The organism is Paenibacillus sp. WC2504, from assembly GCF_052682475.1.
Genome location: NZ_JBQZFH010000001.1, coordinates 6047675 through 6064908, shown reverse-complemented (window position 1 = coordinate 6064908; position 17234 = coordinate 6047675). Strand labels below are relative to the sequence as shown.

Annotated in this window: 16 protein-coding genes and 1 pseudogene; 14 read left to right on the top strand and 3 right to left on the bottom strand. The window is 46.7% G+C overall.

Features of this window, described 5'->3' with window-relative positions; all coding sequences use genetic code 11:
• Positions 1–35 precede the first annotated feature (35 nt).
• The 3 genes and pseudogenes from ACUN27_RS27270 to ACUN27_RS27260 form a co-directional block, all read left to right on the top strand.
• Positions 36–344 (top strand): DUF1330 domain-containing protein, encoded by a 309-nt coding sequence (locus ACUN27_RS27270; RefSeq protein ID WP_315954096.1) that lies wholly within the window; start codon positions 36–38, stop codon positions 342–344.
• Positions 341–796: a DinB family protein gene (locus tag ACUN27_RS27265; protein WP_445559882.1), complete on the top strand. Its 456-nt coding sequence runs from the start codon at positions 341–343 to the stop codon at positions 794–796. The genes ACUN27_RS27270 and ACUN27_RS27265 overlap by 4 nt, the downstream gene beginning before the upstream one ends.
• 91 nt (positions 797–887) lie before the next feature.
• Positions 888–1232, top strand: a pseudogene (locus tag ACUN27_RS27260) (VOC family protein); the annotation flags it as partial.
• Between the two features lie 75 nt (positions 1233–1307).
• Here the strand turns inward: ACUN27_RS27260 and ACUN27_RS27255 are convergent.
• The gene (locus ACUN27_RS27255; RefSeq protein ID WP_445559881.1) at positions 1308–2462 is read right to left on the bottom strand and encodes an S-layer homology domain-containing protein; all 1155 of its coding nucleotides are present in this window, start codon (positions 2460–2462) and stop codon (positions 1308–1310) included.
• Positions 2463–2644: 182 nt separating this feature from the next.
• Between ACUN27_RS27255 and ACUN27_RS27250 the strand changes: the two genes are divergently transcribed.
• Entirely contained in the window at positions 2645–4600 is a 1956-nt protein-coding gene (locus ACUN27_RS27250; RefSeq protein WP_445559880.1) for a PAS domain S-box protein, read from the top strand.
• Between the two features lie 32 nt (positions 4601–4632).
• Complete coding sequence (locus tag ACUN27_RS27245) at positions 4633–5328, top strand: DUF421 domain-containing protein (RefSeq protein WP_315954091.1); 696 nt, start codon at positions 4633–4635, stop codon at positions 5326–5328.
• A 40-nt stretch (positions 5329–5368) separates the two neighbouring features.
• Here ACUN27_RS27245 and ACUN27_RS27240 read toward each other — a convergent pair whose 3' ends face one another.
• A complete protein-coding gene (locus ACUN27_RS27240) occupies positions 5369–6250 on the bottom strand; it encodes a LysR family transcriptional regulator (protein ID WP_445559879.1) in 882 nt (293 codons plus the stop codon).
• A gap of 299 nt (positions 6251–6549) precedes the next feature.
• On the opposite strand from ACUN27_RS27240, the gene ACUN27_RS27235 reads away from it, so the two are divergent.
• The 6 genes from ACUN27_RS27235 (at position 6550) to ACUN27_RS27210 (ending at position 10150) form a co-directional block, all read left to right on the top strand.
• On the top strand, positions 6550–7743 hold the full coding sequence (locus ACUN27_RS27235) for an MFS transporter (protein ID WP_315954089.1): 1194 nt from the start codon (positions 6550–6552) through the stop codon (positions 7741–7743).
• Positions 7744–7836: 93 nt separating this feature from the next.
• Positions 7837–7941 (top strand): YjcZ family sporulation protein, encoded by a 105-nt coding sequence (locus ACUN27_RS27230; RefSeq protein ID WP_127454428.1) that lies wholly within the window; start codon positions 7837–7839, stop codon positions 7939–7941.
• Between the two features lie 48 nt (positions 7942–7989).
• A complete protein-coding gene (locus ACUN27_RS27225; RefSeq protein WP_157325763.1) occupies positions 7990–8088 on the top strand; it encodes a sporulation protein YjcZ in 99 nt (32 codons plus the stop codon).
• 182 nt (positions 8089–8270) lie between these two features.
• Positions 8271–8789: a peptide-methionine (S)-S-oxide reductase MsrA gene (gene msrA, locus ACUN27_RS27220; protein WP_326062042.1), complete on the top strand. Its 519-nt coding sequence runs from the start codon at positions 8271–8273 to the stop codon at positions 8787–8789.
• A gap of 192 nt (positions 8790–8981) precedes the next feature.
• Positions 8982–9782 carry a polysaccharide deacetylase family protein gene (locus ACUN27_RS27215; protein ID WP_326062041.1) on the top strand — a complete coding sequence of 267 codons (801 nt, stop codon included), beginning with the start codon at positions 8982–8984 and terminating at the stop codon, positions 9780–9782.
• 68 nt (positions 9783–9850) lie between these two features.
• Positions 9851–10150, top strand: coding sequence for a DUF6509 family protein (locus ACUN27_RS27210; protein ID WP_127454422.1), 300 nt, complete (start codon positions 9851–9853; stop codon positions 10148–10150).
• Between the two features lie 59 nt (positions 10151–10209).
• Here the strand turns inward: ACUN27_RS27210 and ACUN27_RS27205 are convergent, their stop codons facing one another.
• Complete coding sequence (locus ACUN27_RS27205; protein ID WP_326062040.1) at positions 10210–11346, bottom strand: GGDEF domain-containing protein; 1137 nt, start codon at positions 11344–11346, stop codon at positions 10210–10212.
• 172 nt (positions 11347–11518) lie between these two features.
• On the opposite strand from ACUN27_RS27205, the gene ACUN27_RS27200 reads away from it, so the two are divergent.
• From ACUN27_RS27200 to ACUN27_RS27190, 3 genes are read left to right on the top strand one after another with little or no spacing between them, the layout of a single operon-like run.
• On the top strand, positions 11519–12694 hold the full coding sequence (locus ACUN27_RS27200) for a glycosyltransferase family 4 protein (RefSeq protein WP_326062039.1): 1176 nt from the start codon (positions 11519–11521) through the stop codon (positions 12692–12694).
• A gap of 20 nt (positions 12695–12714) precedes the next feature.
• Entirely contained in the window at positions 12715–13992 is a 1278-nt protein-coding gene (locus ACUN27_RS27195; RefSeq protein WP_315954084.1) for a metallophosphoesterase family protein, read from the top strand.
• Positions 13989–17222, top strand: a complete 3234-nt coding sequence (locus tag ACUN27_RS27190; RefSeq protein WP_445559878.1) for an AAA family ATPase — start codon at positions 13989–13991, stop codon at positions 17220–17222. The genes ACUN27_RS27195 and ACUN27_RS27190 overlap by 4 nt, the downstream gene beginning before the upstream one ends.
• The last annotated feature ends 12 nt before the right edge of the window (positions 17223–17234 follow it).

The following is a 17234-nucleotide window of genomic DNA, read 5'->3' as shown; positions in this document are numbered from 1 at the left end:
TTTAATATTCATTATGGAAAGGATTTGATGTTCCAATGCCAGCTTACGTTATTTTTATCAGAGAAAAGACAACTAATATAGAAGAATTAAAAATCTACGCGTCTAAAGCTCCGTCAGCCCTTCAAGGTCATTTATTGAAGCCTCTAGTCATGTACGGTATGCATGAAGTCATTGAAGGACCGGAAGTAGAAGGAGCAGCTGTGTTGGAATTTCCAGGTATCGAGGAAGCGAAGTCTTGGTACTATAGCCCTGCTTACCAAGATGCTGTTAAGCATCGAATGAAGGGTGGCACATATCGAGGTATTATAGTAGATGGTTTTGTGAAAGAAGGTTCGGAAATATGAAAGAAGATTTCGTGTTCTACTTGTTTGACAAACAACTTGACGCTTTTATTGAATTGATGAATAAGGTCCCAGAAAATCAACGTAAGTTAGTTCCTAATGGTTTTGAAACTAATCTTCATTGGCACTTAGGACATGTTCTTACTGTGACTGAGTACCATGTGTTTGGTTCTATAGATCAACCACTTAATCTTCCAAAGTTATATCAAGAGATGTTCACATATAGTACAAAGCCAGCAAATTGGACTAAAGAACCACCATCATGGGAGCGATTGATCGCTCAGCTGGAAGAACTACGTAATCTGATTCACACATCATTAAAGACGAAGCTGGATACACCCGTAAGAAATAATATTCTGAAAGCTAATAATTATAGAGAATTACTCTTTGCAACTTCTCAACACCTAGCCATTCATACGGGTGTAGTTACAGCTATGCTTCAAATATTAATATAAAATTAACAGACCCATCACGATGGGTGAGTAAATATTCATTTGTTATTATAGGCTATATTGTAGATAAAGCCGTTAAAGTTTTTTTCTCCAACTAGGATTCGAGTTGGAGGGCAAAACGACCGTCGAAGGTACCTCCGTAGATCGTCTCATTGCACTTCAGAATGTCCGTGATACCCTCGTGTTTATGCGCACACCGGACGGTCAAGGTCGGATCGAGCTGGACAAGTTCCATACGCCGGATGCTATCAGAACTGGGATTGAGAAAACTACAGTGAACGAACTCGGCATCCGCCGCATCATGTTTGCCGTCGATAATATCAATGGCGTAATAGCGCGCCTGCTTGCACATGGCGCAGAACTGGTTGGCGAAGTGGTTCAATACAGGGACACCAATCGCCCCGCCTACATCCGTGATCCCGAAGGCATGATAAAATGAGACTACAGCTAATAATTTAAAGCATATGAAAGACCAAGAAGATAACTAATTCTTGGTCTTTTTCTTCGTTTTAAATTAAGAAATCGGTTGAATCGGATTACTTTTTAAAATCTCCTCTACCTCTTGGTAGCCTTCAGGGTAGGCGAAATTATAACGCGCCGGAAGCGCAAATACGTACTTGTCATTACGGACTAGCTCGCTGGGCCCGATTGGAGCTGCGCCGATATGGAATTTGTCCTGTTGAAGCTCATTCCATTGATCAACGGTAAAGACGAGAATGGGGATATCCTGTCTTGGCTGTTCGGATGTCCATTCGGGATGGCGGATGCTAATCTTCGCGCCGCTTTCAACTACGTTCGCGGCTTGCGAATCCGATACGGAAAGACCCTCCCACTTGTCCGTTACAATGGTGTAACCTTTCCAACTGTTTGGCAGCGTGAAACGAAAACCGTATTGGGTATTCTCATACACGTTGGAATCGGCTTTCACTTGACCCGTTTGACCATCTGCAGGGATCATCGGTTGGCTTTGTCCATTTCTTGGAACATCACCCGTTGAATCCGGTGTTGAAATCTGACCTGTAGCAGGATGGATGTATTTAAGTGAGTTATAGATCATTTCTGCAGCTTGTGCGCGTGTAATATCCGCTTGCGGATGGAAATTACCGTCGGCGTCAAGCGTTGTAATCCCTTTGTAAATGGCGGCTTGGATCGCTCCGAGAGCGTCAAGGGTAATGTTGTCCTTGTCTTTAATGGCGATCGGCGGGAGCTTCATCATGTGCATGATATTATGACCGTCCAAGGCAATGAGCAATTCTTTTGTAAACATTTCCTTCGTCCATTTCTGGTTCGGATCAAGTTCAGTATCAAGCTTCAGGTCATTATTCGCTGCAATAATTAAGCTCTGCGCATACCAGGCATCATTGTTGGCTTTCGCAAAATAGTCGGTTGCCTGAGGTGCTTTGAAGAAATTAATTGCGTTGAGGTTCAACCCAAGCGCTTTGACAATCATTTGAACGCCTTGGGAGGCCGTTAGCGCTGCATCGGGCTGAAACAGATCGCTGCTGACTCCTGATACGAGACCTTGCGATTGCAGGGAAATAATTTTATCTTTGGCCGCAACCTGCTCCAAATCGGTGAACGTTGAGGTTGCTGCAAAACTTTGACCTGCTAAAGATAAAGACAAAACGGCAGCTGCGGATAAGCTTAGTAGTTTTTTGCGGGATTTCAAGTTCTATCACCTCGTTGAGTTTTTGCATTCAGTATCTCAAACGACAGGCTAACAGGAAATGTTGCAGGGTCAGAGGAGAGAATGATTTCGATTTTTATCAGGCTGACGGACAGGTCCCTCTTTTATGGTAAAATATGAATAAGAAGTTCATATTGCGTTAATGCAAAAGGAGGAATGTATGGATGCAGGATTTGAAGTTTTTTGACTCTGAAGCTATATTTGGCCACATATATACAAATGCACCGATTGGGATCGCTGTAATCTCTCTGGAACGAAAATGGCTGAATGTTAACAAGGCGGTTTGCCGAATTTTCGGCTATTCGGAAGATGAGTTCAGGAACTTTACATTAGATGATATCCGGCATCCCGATGATCGTAATAACAGCAGAGGTATGCTTACTGAGCTATTGGATGGGGACATTCCATCATTTGAATTGGAGAATCGGTATTTTAATAAAAACGGCCACATCGTTTGGGCCTCTGTCCATGTTTCGTTAGTTCGTGATGATCAGGGGGGGAAGCCCTTATATTTTATAGCTCAGTTTAATGATGTAACCAAGAATAAGCTAGCTGAACTAAAGCTGCAGGAAAGTATTGAACGGTATACGTCGTTAAAGAAATACAACCACGATGCGATTATTTCTTTTGGTTTGGACGGCATTATTATGAATGGCAATATTATGGTGCAGCAAATGACCGGATATCTGATTGAAGAGTTGATTGGCAGTGGAATGTCCAAATTAATTGGCGAAAAAAATTCAACCGAGTTGCTCTTGGCTTTAAAAAATCATATAAACAATCATCATGCTATCGAAAATGTCGAAAAGGATATCGCTTTCTTTCAACATAAGAATGGTCATTCAGTTGAAGTATTGGTAACGCTGGTTCCAATCATTATACAGACGCAAATTATGGGCTTTTACATCATAGCGAAAGACATGACGGAACAAAAGAAGTTGATCATTGAAAAAGAAGCCGCTGAAAAGACGAATAAAGCCAAAAGTGAGTTTTTAGCTATGATGAGTCATGAAATCCGTACGCCGATGAACGGGGTTATTGGTATGACGGAAGTGCTCTTGGAGACGGATTTGGATGAAGAGCAGATTGAATATGTAGAAATTATTAAAAAAAGTGGCGCCACGTTGCTCGCGATCATCAATGATATTCTGGACTTCTCCAAAATTGAATCCGGCAGGACGGAATTAGTGGAAGAACCGTTGAGTGTGAGAACTGTTTTATCAGAAACATTGTATATGGTCATGTCTAGAGCTCTTGAGAAAAATCTGGAGATAGCAACATCGGTCTGTCCTAAAGTTCCTAACTTGGTTTATGGAGATACGACGAAGTTAAGACAAGTTCTACTGAATTTACTCAGCAATGCCATCAAGTTCACCCCTAAAGGGGCGATTTCTATCAGCGTTGAAACGGTGTCGCAAGAATTGGATCAGGTGCGGCTTCAATTTGCCGTCAAGGATACAGGGATTGGAGTACCGAAAGATCAGGTGGGTCATTTATTTGAACCTTTTTATCAAGTTGATCATTTTATGACTCGGAAAACAGAGGGGACGGGTTTAGGATTAGCTATCTGTAAAAAGCTTGTTGGGCTCATGGACGGTGAGATCTGGCATGAGGCTTCCAAAGATCAAATCGGATCAACGTTCCTGTTCACAGCGAACTTTCGGGTCCAATTGAATCATTCAGACGCATCTCCATCTGATGATTGGCGCGAGGGGGAAGACATTGCCGAAAATTCAAAAGATTGGTCTTTGAAAATATTAATTGCCGAAGACAACGAAGTAAATCAACTTGTGTTAAAGAAAATGATAGAGAAACTCGGGCACAAAACGACCGTGGTCCAAAACGGAAAAGAAGCTGTAGAAGCTGTCAAGCGATATTCGTATGACATCATCTTTATGGATATTCAAATGCCCGGGATGGATGGCTTGGCGGCCACAAAGTTTATCAATGAGCAGTTAAACGGGAAGAAAAGACCGTGCATTGTGGCAGTGACAGCTCACGCCATTAAAGGCGATAGTGAGAAATATTTATCCGAAGGTATGGATGCTTACATCAGCAAGCCCATCAGCATGGATGCGATATCGGAAATTATTGAAAGAGTTGAAAAAATGAACTCATAGGGTCACTTGATTTTACGAAGGGGAAGATGAAAGTGAATGCCAATCTATATGTAAGTATCGGTGTCAAACTTACAGTCGCTTTGATAGGTCTATTAATCATGACCAGATTGCTGGGAAAAAAAGAGATCTCTCAGTTGACCGCTTTTGATTTCGTTTCCTCTTTAATGCTCAGCGAATTGGTAGGCAATACGATTTATGATGAGGAAGTTCATCTTAGCCATCTGGTTTTCGCGCTGATAATCTGGACGCTTCTTGCGCTGGGGTTGGAAAAGTTTATCGCTCGATTCCCCAGACTATCCCGCTATGCCGCGGGAACGCCCGATCTGATTATCCGAAACGGTGTGGTCGATTTCAAGGCGATGAAGCGCAACAATCTTGATTTCGCCCAGTTGGGCATGCTGCTTCGGGAAAATAATATTTTCTCGCTGCGCGAAGTCGCTTATGCCTTGTTCGAGACGAATGGCAGCATCAGTGTGCTGCGCCAGAATGACCCGGAAGGCATCAGCGGCAACGCAAAAGACCAGCAGAGCAGCGTCAGCCTTCCCGCTTACATCATTGAAAACGGCAGCATCAATGAAGATTCATTGCAGCGCTTAGGGCGAGACAAGCTCTGGGTGGATCGGCTTTTGCAGCTTAGCGGAATTCCGCATCATGAGCGTGTGCTTTTCGCGGAATGGTCGGATTCCAGTGGTCTGTATTTTCAGCTTAAGGAAGCAAAGCATGCTTAATTACAAGCCTTATGGCTTGTTTTTTTTGCGTCGGCGTTGTTCAAAGAGGGTACGGACGTCCTAACATTAGATCGATAAACTCCCTCGCAGCTTTCTCCATATAGCGATCTTTCAGGTAAATCACACCTATTTCCCTGCGCAACGAAGGGTTCGTTATGGGAATCATCTTCAAATCTTGATGAGGGTACATCTCTAACAGGGTTTTCGATAAAATAGACACTCCTGCACCTGATCGGACCAGCATCAACAAGGATCTGATGGTTGTAGTCTCAATTTTGGGGTCTAAGTCAAAACCGAGGCTCGAACAAGCAAGATCTATCATTTTACGGCAACGATGATTGCTCGGGAACATAATGACAGGTTCATTTTTAATCACTTCAAAAGAGATTGATTTGTAATCAGCAAAGGGATGATCCGACTTCACCACAAAATAAAAATCTTCTACATAAAGAGGCACGGTTTTGAATCGTTCATCTTCCACAGGCAAAATGGTAACCGCGAAGTCAAGTTCGTTTTGAATCAGAGGTTCTAGAACATCTACCACGCCATTTAGTTTGATTTGAATTTTCGGGTGCATGTTATGGAAGTCCACCAGCAAACTGGACACATACTCATTGATTTCGCCAATTAGTGCACCAATCGACAATGTACCGCGCTCAATGTGCTGCAGCTCAAAAATCTCTTCACGCGCCCCAGTCAAGGAACTGAAAATAGTACTGCAATGGTTGTATAAAATGCTGCCAGCTTCGGTGACCGCGATTTTTTTACCGATTCGACTAAATAAGGGGACGCCCAATTCATCTTCGAGAAGTTTAATCTGATAACTTAACGTGGGTTGCGTAATTCCTAACCTTTCAGCTGCACGGGTAAAATGAAGTTCCTCGCATATCATTTTGAAACACTCCAGTTGTCTTAACTCCATGGGCAACAAATCCCTCCCTCTGCTCGTGCTCAAAGCATCTACCCTGCATTGTAGATTATGAAAGTTCATTTATCAATAGCGTGATTTCTTTTGAAATGATAGAAGAATTCTATTGATTTGTGGAAGGGGCTCAATCGATCTAACATGATCATCATTGAAATTTTAGATGATTATTATTGAAATATAAGTATTGATCTATCAATGATTTTTTTACTACAATGCTTACATGCAACGGAGGAGCATAGTTGTATGAATCATCTGGATACTAAAGATACTACAGAGAGAAAGAAGGGATCGAAGTGGAGAAAGAGAGATTATGGAGCCGGGATTTCCTAATGATCAGTTTTAGTCACTTTTTTATCTTTATGACCTTTTATATATTGGCCGTGACTTTGCCGCAATTTGTACTCGATGAGCTGCGCGGAAGCGAACAAGGCATTGGTCTTGTTATCACGCTTTTTGTCATAACGGCGGTCATTTCAAGGCCTTTAACCGGAAAGTGGTTAGAAGAGATTAACAGAAGAAAACTTTTAAATCTTGCATTAATTATCTCTACGATATGCAGTTTGTCGTATCTATGGATTGACAACTATTCTGTCCTACTCATCTTGCGGTTTATTCATGGTTTTGCTTTTGGGATCGTGACGACATCCACTTCAGCCATTGCTCTGGATATTATTCCTGAACATCGGAAAGGAGAGGGAGTTGGCTATTTTAGTTTGTTTATGAGCCTTGCAATGGTTATAGGGCCTTTTGTAGGCTTATGGATAACAACACATATTAGCTATGTAGTCATGTTCATGATGGTTGCTGTTTTTTCACTGTTGTCTTTATTGTGCGGGATGCTTACAAGATTCACGAAACATGTGAACCGTCCATCGTCGGAAGTGGTCATCAAGGGGGTTCGACGCTATATTGAGGTGTCTGCCATACCGATTTCTATAGCCGGCTTCGTCCTTGCGTTTTCTTATGGTGCTTTATCTACATTTATCTCCGTATATGCCAAAACGTTGGGGCTAGAGCGTATTGCCAGCTACTTTTTTATCATTCTTGCTTTGATGATCCTCCTTACCCGGCCCTTTACCGGAAGATTGTTTGATCGAAAAGGAGAGCATATTCTTGCTTATCCGGGGATTATTTTATTCATTATCGGGATGATCTGGTTGAGCCAAGCTTATACGGCACCTGTGTTTCTTATTACAGCCGGAATAATTGGAGTCGGATATGGGGCTATCTTTCCCAGCTTTATGACCATTGCGGTTAAAGCTTCACCCGGTCATCGCAGAGGAGTTGCTATCAGTACGTTTCTCGTGTTTTTTGACTCTGGATACGGAGTAGGCTCCTATTTACTCGGGGTGATTGCAGCAAAGACAAACTATCATACGATGTTCCTGATCGGTGGATTTATTATGATTTTAACGCTTATTATTTATTACTTGTTCCATCATCGGAGGCAAACCGTTCGAGCTGTAACGGGGACTCAAAATAGGTAACATGTAACTGGTTATTTCGTCCAAGCAACTTTTCAAAAATTTTCGTACTTTATAAGGTCGTTACACTTTTCTTTATCAGAGGAGGATCTGTTAATGGGTTATACAGCTGGATGCAATGGTGGAGGGTATACTTCGGCAGCGATTATCCTTGTTCTATTCATCTTACTTGTTATCATTCTAACTTCAGTTAGTGTGTAAGGTCGTACACCTCCTCACCAACGAATGATTGTTTTTTTAGAAAGGAGGATGGGATCTATGGGTTATACAGCAGGTAGCACAAGTGCAGCCGCAATTTTGGTTCTGTTCATTCTATTGGTTATTGTTACTATGACGTTTGTGTGGTAATTAGATATGGAACGAAGTGAATGAAGCAGGGAGTGGACTGTCGTAGACAGTTGCTCCCTGTTTTTTTATTGAAAGAAAACCAACGCTTAATAGCTCCGGGAAAATGGACTTGTTAACCGCAAATAATTATAATAAATAGCTATACAAACAATCCTATCATACATGATGAAAGAGGGATTTTAATGATACAAAAAGCGACTTTTGCCGGTGGGTGCTTCTGGTGTATGGTAAGTCCATTTGAAGAACAACCAGGGATTCACGGTATTGTATCTGGTTATATGGGTGGTACAGTAGAGAATCCTACTTATGAACAAGTAAAAACTGGGCAAACCGGTCATTTGGAAGTTGTCGAAATCACATTTGATCCGGCTATCTTCCCATATGAAAAACTGCTCGAGTTATACTGGCCACAGATAGATCCTACGGATGATGAAGGACAGTATATTGACCGTGGTAGCCAGTATCGTACGGCTATTTTTTATCATAACGAAGAGCAGCGCAAGCTTGCCGCCAAATCGAAAGAGGAGCTTGCGCAAAGCGGACGTTTTGATAAGCCGATTGTAACGGAGATCAGGCCAGCTGTTGCCTTTTACCCGGCGGAAGAATACCACCAGAATTATCACATCAAGAACCCTAAGGAGTATAAAGAAGAACGGATTTCCTCGGGGCGTGATGCTTTTATTGACAAACATTGGAAATAAGCGGAGTGATGAGCCAAGGAACCGAAATAAGACCCCATAGTTTCGCTCATGGAAGGAGTTGCTCGTCTTTTCTCCAAATAGAGGCCAGCTGTTCCCTTAAACAAAGATGTGGCGGAAATCACTTGCAAAAATTGGACAACCAAAAGTAAAATATGGGAATAACTTTATGAAGTACTTATTGGGGGAAACCAAATGCGTATTCGCAATGACCGATTTCCTGGCGGGGTTCACAAAGCCTTGACCCTTAGCTTTGATGATGGAAGAGTGCATGACCGTAGATTCGTGGGGAAATTAAATGAATACGGGATCAAAGGAACCTTCCACTTGAACAGTGGTTTTTTGGGCAAAGACGACTATATTACAGCGGAAGAAGTTGTCTCTCTTTTCACAGGACACGAGGTATCGGCGCATACAGTTGATCATCCATTCCTGGAGCAATCTCCGAACGAACAAATCGTCATGGAAATCATGGACGACCGCAGAGTTTTAGAGTCTCTGGTTGGCTATCCCGTTAAGGGAATGAGCTATCCGTTTGGAACATATAGTGATCGAGTTGTTTCGATGCTGCCGACTCTCGGTGTTGAATATGCGAGAACCGTAGCAAGCCATGGGAAATTTCATATTCCCGACGATTTTCTAAGGTGGCATCCTACCTGTCATCATAAGATGATGTTAGAGTATGGCGAGCAGTTCGCCAAACTTGAGCAAAGGCACACGCGGATGGCGCTTTTCTATGTATGGGGTCATAGCTATGAATTTGAAAACGATAACAATTGGGACCTTATCGATCGTTTTGGCGAGATGATAGGCGGGCACAACAACATTTGGTACGCGACGAATGCGGAGATTTATACCTACTTACAGGCACTGGAACAATTGCGTTACTCGGTTGATCGCCATCTTGTACATAATCCCACAGCCACTTCAGTCTGGATCAGTGTGGAGGGTGACTCCGTCGAAATTCCAGCGGGACAAATCGTGAAGCTGGTCTGAGGCCTATGTGCGATTCTTCCTATAATCAGGTATACTAAAGCCTTGCAGATGAAAAAGGGGGGGATACGATGTTTACGATTACGAGTTATACGGTTGAAGTGATCAAAGATCCGTTTGGTATTTTGAGCGGACAACGATACGAATTTCTTATAGATATCGAAGTTGAGGAAGATGATGAGTTGTACTCCGAAAGCGGATTGTACATTCGTGCGATCTACAACGTTGACGAAGACAAATCAGGGCTATTGAAGTACGAGCTTTATGAGAAAACGACGCAAATCTATCTGGATTTTGATCTTGAGGATGATGAAGTCGCGGCAGTAGAAGCATTTTGCAAAGCGCATGTGCTTGAAGCAGACGACGAGTAAAAAGAATGAAGGGCTGTCTTGGGGGTCATTTAAAGACCTTGGAGACAGCCCTTTTTAATTTAAGCGTATTTGACGACCTTGTTTTTACCTGTTGTTTTGGCCTTATACATGGCCTCATCCGCTTGCTTGATAAGCTCTTCGGCGCTTACGCCGTTTTTGTATTTGCTATACCCGATGCTGGCGGTTACGATGGTCTCTTTCTCAATCCGGCTGCGTACGCGTTCTGCGAAAGCCTCCATTTTCACACTTGGATCCGTTACCATCACAACCATCTCTTCCCCGCCGTAACGGCCTGCAATGCCGCATTCCTCGGCTTCTTCCTTCATAATTTGAGCCACTTGCTTCAACACATCGTCGCCCATCTGGTGCCCCTTCGTGTCATTCAGTTTCTTGAAATTGTCAATATCGCTGAACAAAATAGAGATAGGAAGATGTCTCCCGACATACTGCGAAACACGATTGTAGAAAAATTTGCGGTTATACAGACGAGTAAGTCCGTCCGTGATGGATGAATTATAGATGGCTTGCATCAGCTCAACAACACGATCAAACAGCAGGATAAATAATAAAAAGTAAAAAACGATGGGCAAAATATTGCCCGCCAGGGTGAGCCAAATCTGTTCATTCCCATACATATATACATTGATTAAATGACAGGTTTGGATCAGGAAAAAGATGGTAAGCGCCCATTGATACTTCGCTTGTTGGCCAATGTAAGGAGGTATCATGTAAAAGCACAGGAAGATTAGCACAAAAACATAAAGCTCCAGGGCAATGTCTTGCAGCAGCCGAACCTGCTGAATCGTGCCGCTGTACATTTGAGGCACACTAAAATGAAGAATAGAGACAACGAATCCCATAATAATCAAACCATAAAAAAATATGTACTGTTTACGGTGCGTTCGGTTGTATAATTGATAAACTCCAAAATTCAAAAGTACGAAGGATACGATTTTCAGCATTAACAATACGTAAGCCGTTAAGCTTGTATCTAGTGCCGTGAGCAAGACGTATATCTTAAGCAGGTAATGAATGCCGACGAAGATAACGGAGAAGGTCATCGACATGTAGCCTTTTTTACGGCGATCGAGAAACAAACGTAGTGAAATGACAAACATTAGTGTCACAATAACCAATACAATAACATGCGATAATAATGAAGCTAAATCACCGAACAAGAGATCAACAGCTTTCATGCGTTCCCCCAAAATCCCTATTTTTCGACAAGATGTGATTCTATTATAAAGGAAAATGGGAGAGAGGGATAGAATCGTTTCAAGCGGCTTAAAGTTGTTCTCTTTTATATTCGGCGCGCACAAGTTACAATAAGAAGGTAAAGCTCAAGGCTTTGGGAGAGGGGCTCATGCAATGAACATCTTGCAAGCATTATTTTTCCCACCGGAACAACCGGGTGGGGTGTCATCCATGGTTCCCTATATTTTGGACCGATTTAATAAAAAGGGATGGGAAATGGAACTATTTTCGCTGCCTAAGCGGATTCGCAATAAAGGCACAGAGGAAGTGGAATTCGTCACTTTCGATTGGCGGAAGTATGCCGGTAACCCGATCGTTGATAAATACATTCAGACTTACAAGGATTATGTTTGGTGGACGAAGCTGCGAGTGACCAAGAAATATGACATTATTCATGCGCATCACCCGATTGCGGCGATGGCGATGAAGGAGATTTATCCGGAAACACCTGTGATTTTGACCATTCACTCCAGCTTTGAGAGAGAGCTTGTACTGAACGGTCGCATTAAAGAGAATGGCGTGGAACATCAGTTTCTCACTCAGATTTATGAGGAGCTTGAAACAAAGGTCGATCAGATTATTACGGTGTCGAACTCGTTCAAACAATATATCGCCGAGTATGTGCAGGATAGCGAACGGATTGGCGTAATCCCGAACGGTTTTGATGAGAAACGTTTCCGCCCGATTTCCCATGAAAATGCAGTGACACAATTCATTACGGTGTGCCGTCTTGTACCTGCCAAGGGGCTGGATACACTGCTGATCGCATGCGGAGAACTGAAAAAGCGCGGCCATCCTTTTGTTTTACACATTATCGGGGATGGACCTAGCCGGGAAGAGCTGGAGAAGCTGGCCATTCAGCATAATATTTATGAGGAAACGATTTTTTATGGCTATATGCTGCATCCGGAGGAATTCATGCCGTTTTTTGATGTCTTCGTATTGCCGTCTCGCGCGGAAGCATTCGGTTCTGTATTTGCAGAAGCCGCGTTATGCTGGCTTGCATTGATCGGGACCGATGTCGGAGGGATTGCAGAGCAAATTGAACATGGACACAACGGCTTGCTGGTGCCTGTCGGAGATGCCATGGCATTAAGCCACGCTTTGGAGAAGGTGGTTATAGATCCAACGTTCCGTTACAACCTGGCGCGTACCGCCTGGGAAAAAGCGAAGAAAACTTATTCGTTGAACCGTGTTCTTCGCCAATTGAAAAGTGTCTATGAGAGTTATCAAATAGCGGAACATGATCCTAAAGCGGAAAAGCAAGAAGATCAGAACGAAAATAACTAAAGCAGGAAGGCGCTTGAGACATGAAACGACTGCGGTTTATGCATGCCGCCGACTTGCATTTGGATTCCCCGTTCAAAGGCATGTCGGCGCTGCCTGATCGCGTTCGTGAGCGCATGCGAGAATCGACGTTCGGTGCGCTCAAGGAACTCGTGGCGGCAGCTATTCAAGAGCAGGTGGATTTTGTACTTATCAGCGGGGATGTTTACGATTTATCGGATCGTTCCCTTCGCGCACAAATTCGCTTTCAGAAAGCGCTGGAGCAGTTGGCTGCGCAAGGAATCCCTACTTATATCATTCATGGAAATCATGACCCGGAGGATGGACGCGCCGCAAAGCTGGTTTGGCCGGCAGACGTCCATTTTTTTGCGTGCGATCATGTTGAGACGCTGACGGTAACGAAACCGGATCGCGGCGTCATCGCCCAGATTCATGGGATTTCTTATCGCAGCGCAGCGGTGATGGAGAACTTAGCGTTACAATTTAAGCCAGGCCTCGAAGATGCGGCTCAAATTGCGCTTTTACATACGAATGTCGATGGTGACCCGGCTCATGATAACTATGCACCATGCAGCAAGCAAGATTTGCTGAAGGCGGGTATGCACTATTGGGCTTTAGGCCACGTTCATACAAGAAATGTGCTTCTGGAGCAGCCGGCAATTGTGTATCCGGGGAACCTGCAGGGGCGAAATATTCGGGAAACAGGGCCGCGAGGTTGTTATATCGTTGATATGTCGGATAATGGACGAGCGGATCTTGCCTTTCGTGCGCTGGACCAGGTGCGCTGGTTCCAGATGCGGCTGTCTGTTGCCGGCGTTCAGACAGAGCAAGAATTGAAGGACAAGATCGGGGACCAACTTGAACGGGCCAGGGCTGAAGCAGACGGACGCGATGCTGTCGTCCGTATCGTTTTGGAAGGGCGAAGCGCAATCTCCGGCATGCTCCGCAAAGGGCGGATGCTTCAGGAACTGATCGCTGAGCTGCGTTCGGACGAAGCGGAGCGGAGCCGCTTCGTCTGGATCGAATCGATCGAGGACCGAACGGCCAGTGAGCTCGATCTGGAGGCCCTGCAGCAGGAGAAGAGCTTTCTTGGCGACCTCCTGCGGATTTCGGCTGGGCTGCGTGCAGACGACGCCGCGCTGCAAGCGTTCGCGGGCGAAGCCCTCGCCGCGCTGCAAAGCCTGCCGCAGGCAGCCGGCGATCCGGCTGCGGCGGATCCCGACCGGCTGCGCGAATGGCTGCGCGCTGCGGAAGAAATGGCCGCGGATCTCCTGTCCGCGGAAGGGGGGTGGCCTGGATGAAGATCGTATCCATCCAGGTAGAGGGCTTCGGCAGCCTGCGGCAGCGGCAGCTCGACACGGACAGCCCGCTGGCGCTGTTCTACGGTGCCAACGAAGCGGGCAAGAGCACGCTCATGGGCTTCGTCCGCGCGGTGCTGTTCGGCTTTCCGACCCGGCAGAACCGGTCGGAACGCTACGAGCCGCTGGGCGGCGGCGCCCATGGCGGCGCTTTGACCCTGCAGGATGAGCAGGGTCAGCTCATTCGCGTCGAGCGCTATGACGCGCCCGCCGCAGGCGGCAAACGTGCCTCAGCGGGGCACGTCAAGGTTACCCTCGGTGATGGCACCACCGGGGGAGAAGAGCTGCTGAACACGCTGCTGGGCGGCCTATCGGCCGACCTCTTCCGCAGCTTGTTCGCTTTTGGTTTAACCGAGCTGCAGGAGCTTCGCACCTTGCAGACGGACGAGCTCAGCGGCTATCTATATAGCGCTGGGCTTGGTGTAAACGGTTCGACGATTATGGAAGCCGAACGCAAGCTGACGGCGCAGGCCGACGGCCTGTACAGACCCCGCGGTCGCAATCAGGAGATGAATCGTCTCCTGAAGGAGCTGGAGGGTCTGGAGCAGTCGCTGCGCCGCAGCCGTGACTTGGCAGCCGATTATGATCGGCTGCAGGGAGAGCGCCGCTCCGCGGAGGAGCGCATTGCTGCTCTGGAGGAGCAGCAGGAGGCGCTGCGCGCGGAGCAGCTCCGGCTCAGCCTGGCCGGCAAGGCGCGCAGCGGATGGATCCGGCTGCGGCAGATCGGCCAGGAGCTCGCGGCGCTGCCGGAGCTGGCTGGCTTCCCCGAGCGCGCCTCGACGAGGCTGGACGCGCTAGAAGCGGAGCTGGAGCGCCTCCATGCGGAGCGCGCAAGGCTCAGCCTGCGGCAGCAGACGCTTGCGGATCAGCTGGGCGCGATCCGCATCGATCCTGATGTGCTCGAGCATCAGACGGAGCTGAATCATTGGCTGGAACAAGCAGCCACGTATGAAGAACAGAAGCGCAGTTTGGACGGGCTGCGTGTGGAACAAGAACACGCACGCGCGCAGATCGACAGACTGCTGAAGCAAATAGATGGCGCAGACGGGGAAAGTCAGATGGATCTCGGCGCCTTTGCCGTGTCCATCTCCCTCCGCGAACAGATTCGATCTTTCAAGGAACAGTTCCATAAGATCCGGGGGGATGAGCTGCGCGTTCGAACCGAGCTGGAAAGTCTGGAACAGCAGCTTCTGCGGGTAGAAGATACCATTCGCCTCTTGGAAGCCGATGTCCGGTTAGCCCCCTCATTTCCAGGAGGGATCGACCCGGGAACGGCGCTGCAAAGAATCGCAAGAGATTACGCGCAGTGGCAGCTTCTGGTCAGGGAAGTTCAGCATCACAAAGAGCGGGAAGCTGTGCAGAATCAATACAAGCTCAGCCTGGAGGAAGCCGCCAAGGCAGGGAAGGCGGCCTCGCGAAAGCTTCGAAAACGTATGGCGCTTTTCTTCGGCGCATTGGCGATTATTGTTCCCATTCTGTTGGCATGGCAGAGCAGTTGGGCAATAGCTGTTTGTGCGTTTCTGCTATTTGCAGGTGTGGCACTCTACATCCAGTTCGGCGACCGCTCGGCATCGGATCGTAGGGCTTCCCGAACGATGACGGCGTCTCCCAGCCAGGAGTTCTCTCCGAATGAAACGACCGCTCGTGAACTTCTAGAATTGGAACGAAGCTTGCAGGAACAAATTAGTGCGTTCATGAAATCCAGCCAGACGCAAATTGGCTTTAACGAAGCTGCGGCGGCATCCGCTTTGCACGCTTCGCAGCAAAGAAGTCGTGCTGAATCGCACGCTCTTCATAGCTTTCAGCCTCAGTTGGATGCCTGGTTGAGAGAAGCCCAGCACAACAAGCAACAGCTGGACCAGCAGCAGCGCAAGGTGGACAAGCTGCAGGATGCGAAGGAAATGCGCGACTCCCTACAACATCAAGAAGGGCTGCGAGGGATTGTGTATGAGCAGCACGTAGCGGAGTCTGAGCAGCTTCAAAGGGATTGGAGCAGCTGGCTTGTATCCCTTGGCTTAAGCGGGCGATTGTCCCCTGATGCCGCGATGGAAACCATTCAGACGATTGAGCAGGGGCAGGAGAGTCTCCGTCAGCTCCATAAACTGGAAGCAAGGCTTGCGGCATTGTTAAAAAGTGTAGAGCAGTATGAAGAAGCTATTGTATGCCGGCTTCGACTATCCACAGCGCAAGAGCCTTTATTTGCGCTCAAACGCTGGAAAGAGCAGGAGCAAGAGCAGCTGAAGCTGCTTGCAGCGAGAGAGCATAACGAAGTGCTTTATGCAGAGGTCGCAGAAGAGCTGCAGCTTCTGGATGCTGCCGAGCAGCGCACGCGTGAACGGCTTGCCATCTTGCTGCAGGAAGCCTCTGCAGAAGATGGCGAAGCGCTCCGCTTGCAGGAGAGAGAGCAGGAAGAGCGCAAGAAGTTGACCGATGAACAGAAGCTGTTGGAATCTTCGCTAGAGGCTTTGCTAAGCCGTGCGTCACTTGCCAGTTATACGGAGCTGTTGGAGACGCAAGGGGAAGCCGATATTGCTTACCGCTTGGAGACTCTTGAGCAGCAGATGGCGGAAACGGCGGCCTTAACGAATGAACTTCGCGAAGCGGCTGGTAAGTTGACGGCACGTATCGAACAGCTGGAGCAAGGCGCTGAGCAAGCCGATGGCCAGCTTCAGGCTGAAGCTTACCGGGCTTCGATTCGGGAACAGGTCGATCAGTATGCCGTGGCATCCTTCGCTTCCTTGCTCATGAAGAAAGCGCGCGAAGTTTATGAGCAGGAACGACAACCCGGTGTGCTTTTACGAGCATCCGATTACTTGTCCAGGATGACGAATGGAGCATTCACCCATGTCAAAGCTCCGTTTGGAGAACAGCGTCTTGTTGCGGTTAGATCCAATGGACAGTCCTTGGACACGACTCAACTTAGTCGCGGAACGGCGGAGCAGCTATATCTATCCATGCGCTTTGCGCTTGTGGAAGAATACGCCGGCAAAGCGGTGCTACCGCTTGTTATGGATGATATTCTAGTCAATTTCGATGAGGAACGGATGGAGAGCTGTCTGCGTGTGCTCGCTGACTTAAGCAGCAGGCATCAAGTGTTGTTGTTTACGTGTCACGGGCATGTGCGGGATGCGGCTGCACGCGTTATACCCAACTATCAATTAATAAACTTGTAGAACGGTTGTCCT

Excerpts from the sequence above, each read along its gene's own strand:
- ACUN27_RS27215 (WP_326062041.1), top strand. The coding sequence starts at position 8,982 with ATGCGTATTCGCAATGACCGATTTCCTGGCGGGGTTCACAAAGCCTTG.
- ACUN27_RS27225 (WP_157325763.1), top strand. The coding sequence starts at position 7,990 with ATGGGATCTATGGGTTATACAGCAGGTAGCACAAGTGCAGCCGCAATT.
- msrA (WP_326062042.1), top strand. The coding sequence starts at position 8,271 with ATGATACAAAAAGCGACTTTTGCCGGTGGGTGCTTCTGGTGTATGGTA.
- ACUN27_RS27205 (WP_326062040.1), bottom strand. The coding sequence starts at position 11,346 with ATGAAAGCTGTTGATCTCTTGTTCGGTGATTTAGCTTCATTATTATCG.
- ACUN27_RS27200 (WP_326062039.1), top strand. The coding sequence starts at position 11,519 with ATGAACATCTTGCAAGCATTATTTTTCCCACCGGAACAACCGGGTGGG.
- ACUN27_RS27230 (WP_127454428.1), top strand. The coding sequence starts at position 7,837 with ATGGGTTATACAGCTGGATGCAATGGTGGAGGGTATACTTCGGCAGCG.
- ACUN27_RS27270 (WP_315954096.1), top strand. The coding sequence starts at position 36 with ATGCCAGCTTACGTTATTTTTATCAGAGAAAAGACAACTAATATAGAA.
- ACUN27_RS27240 (WP_445559879.1), bottom strand. The coding sequence starts at position 6,250 with ATGGAGTTAAGACAACTGGAGTGTTTCAAAATGATATGCGAGGAACTT.
- ACUN27_RS27195 (WP_315954084.1), top strand. The coding sequence starts at position 12,715 with ATGAAACGACTGCGGTTTATGCATGCCGCCGACTTGCATTTGGATTCC.
- ACUN27_RS27250 (WP_445559880.1), top strand. The coding sequence starts at position 2,645 with ATGCAGGATTTGAAGTTTTTTGACTCTGAAGCTATATTTGGCCACATA.
- ACUN27_RS27210 (WP_127454422.1), top strand. The coding sequence starts at position 9,851 with ATGTTTACGATTACGAGTTATACGGTTGAAGTGATCAAAGATCCGTTT.
- ACUN27_RS27190 (WP_445559878.1), top strand. The coding sequence starts at position 13,989 with ATGAAGATCGTATCCATCCAGGTAGAGGGCTTCGGCAGCCTGCGGCAG.
- ACUN27_RS27265 (WP_445559882.1), top strand. The coding sequence starts at position 341 with ATGAAAGAAGATTTCGTGTTCTACTTGTTTGACAAACAACTTGACGCT.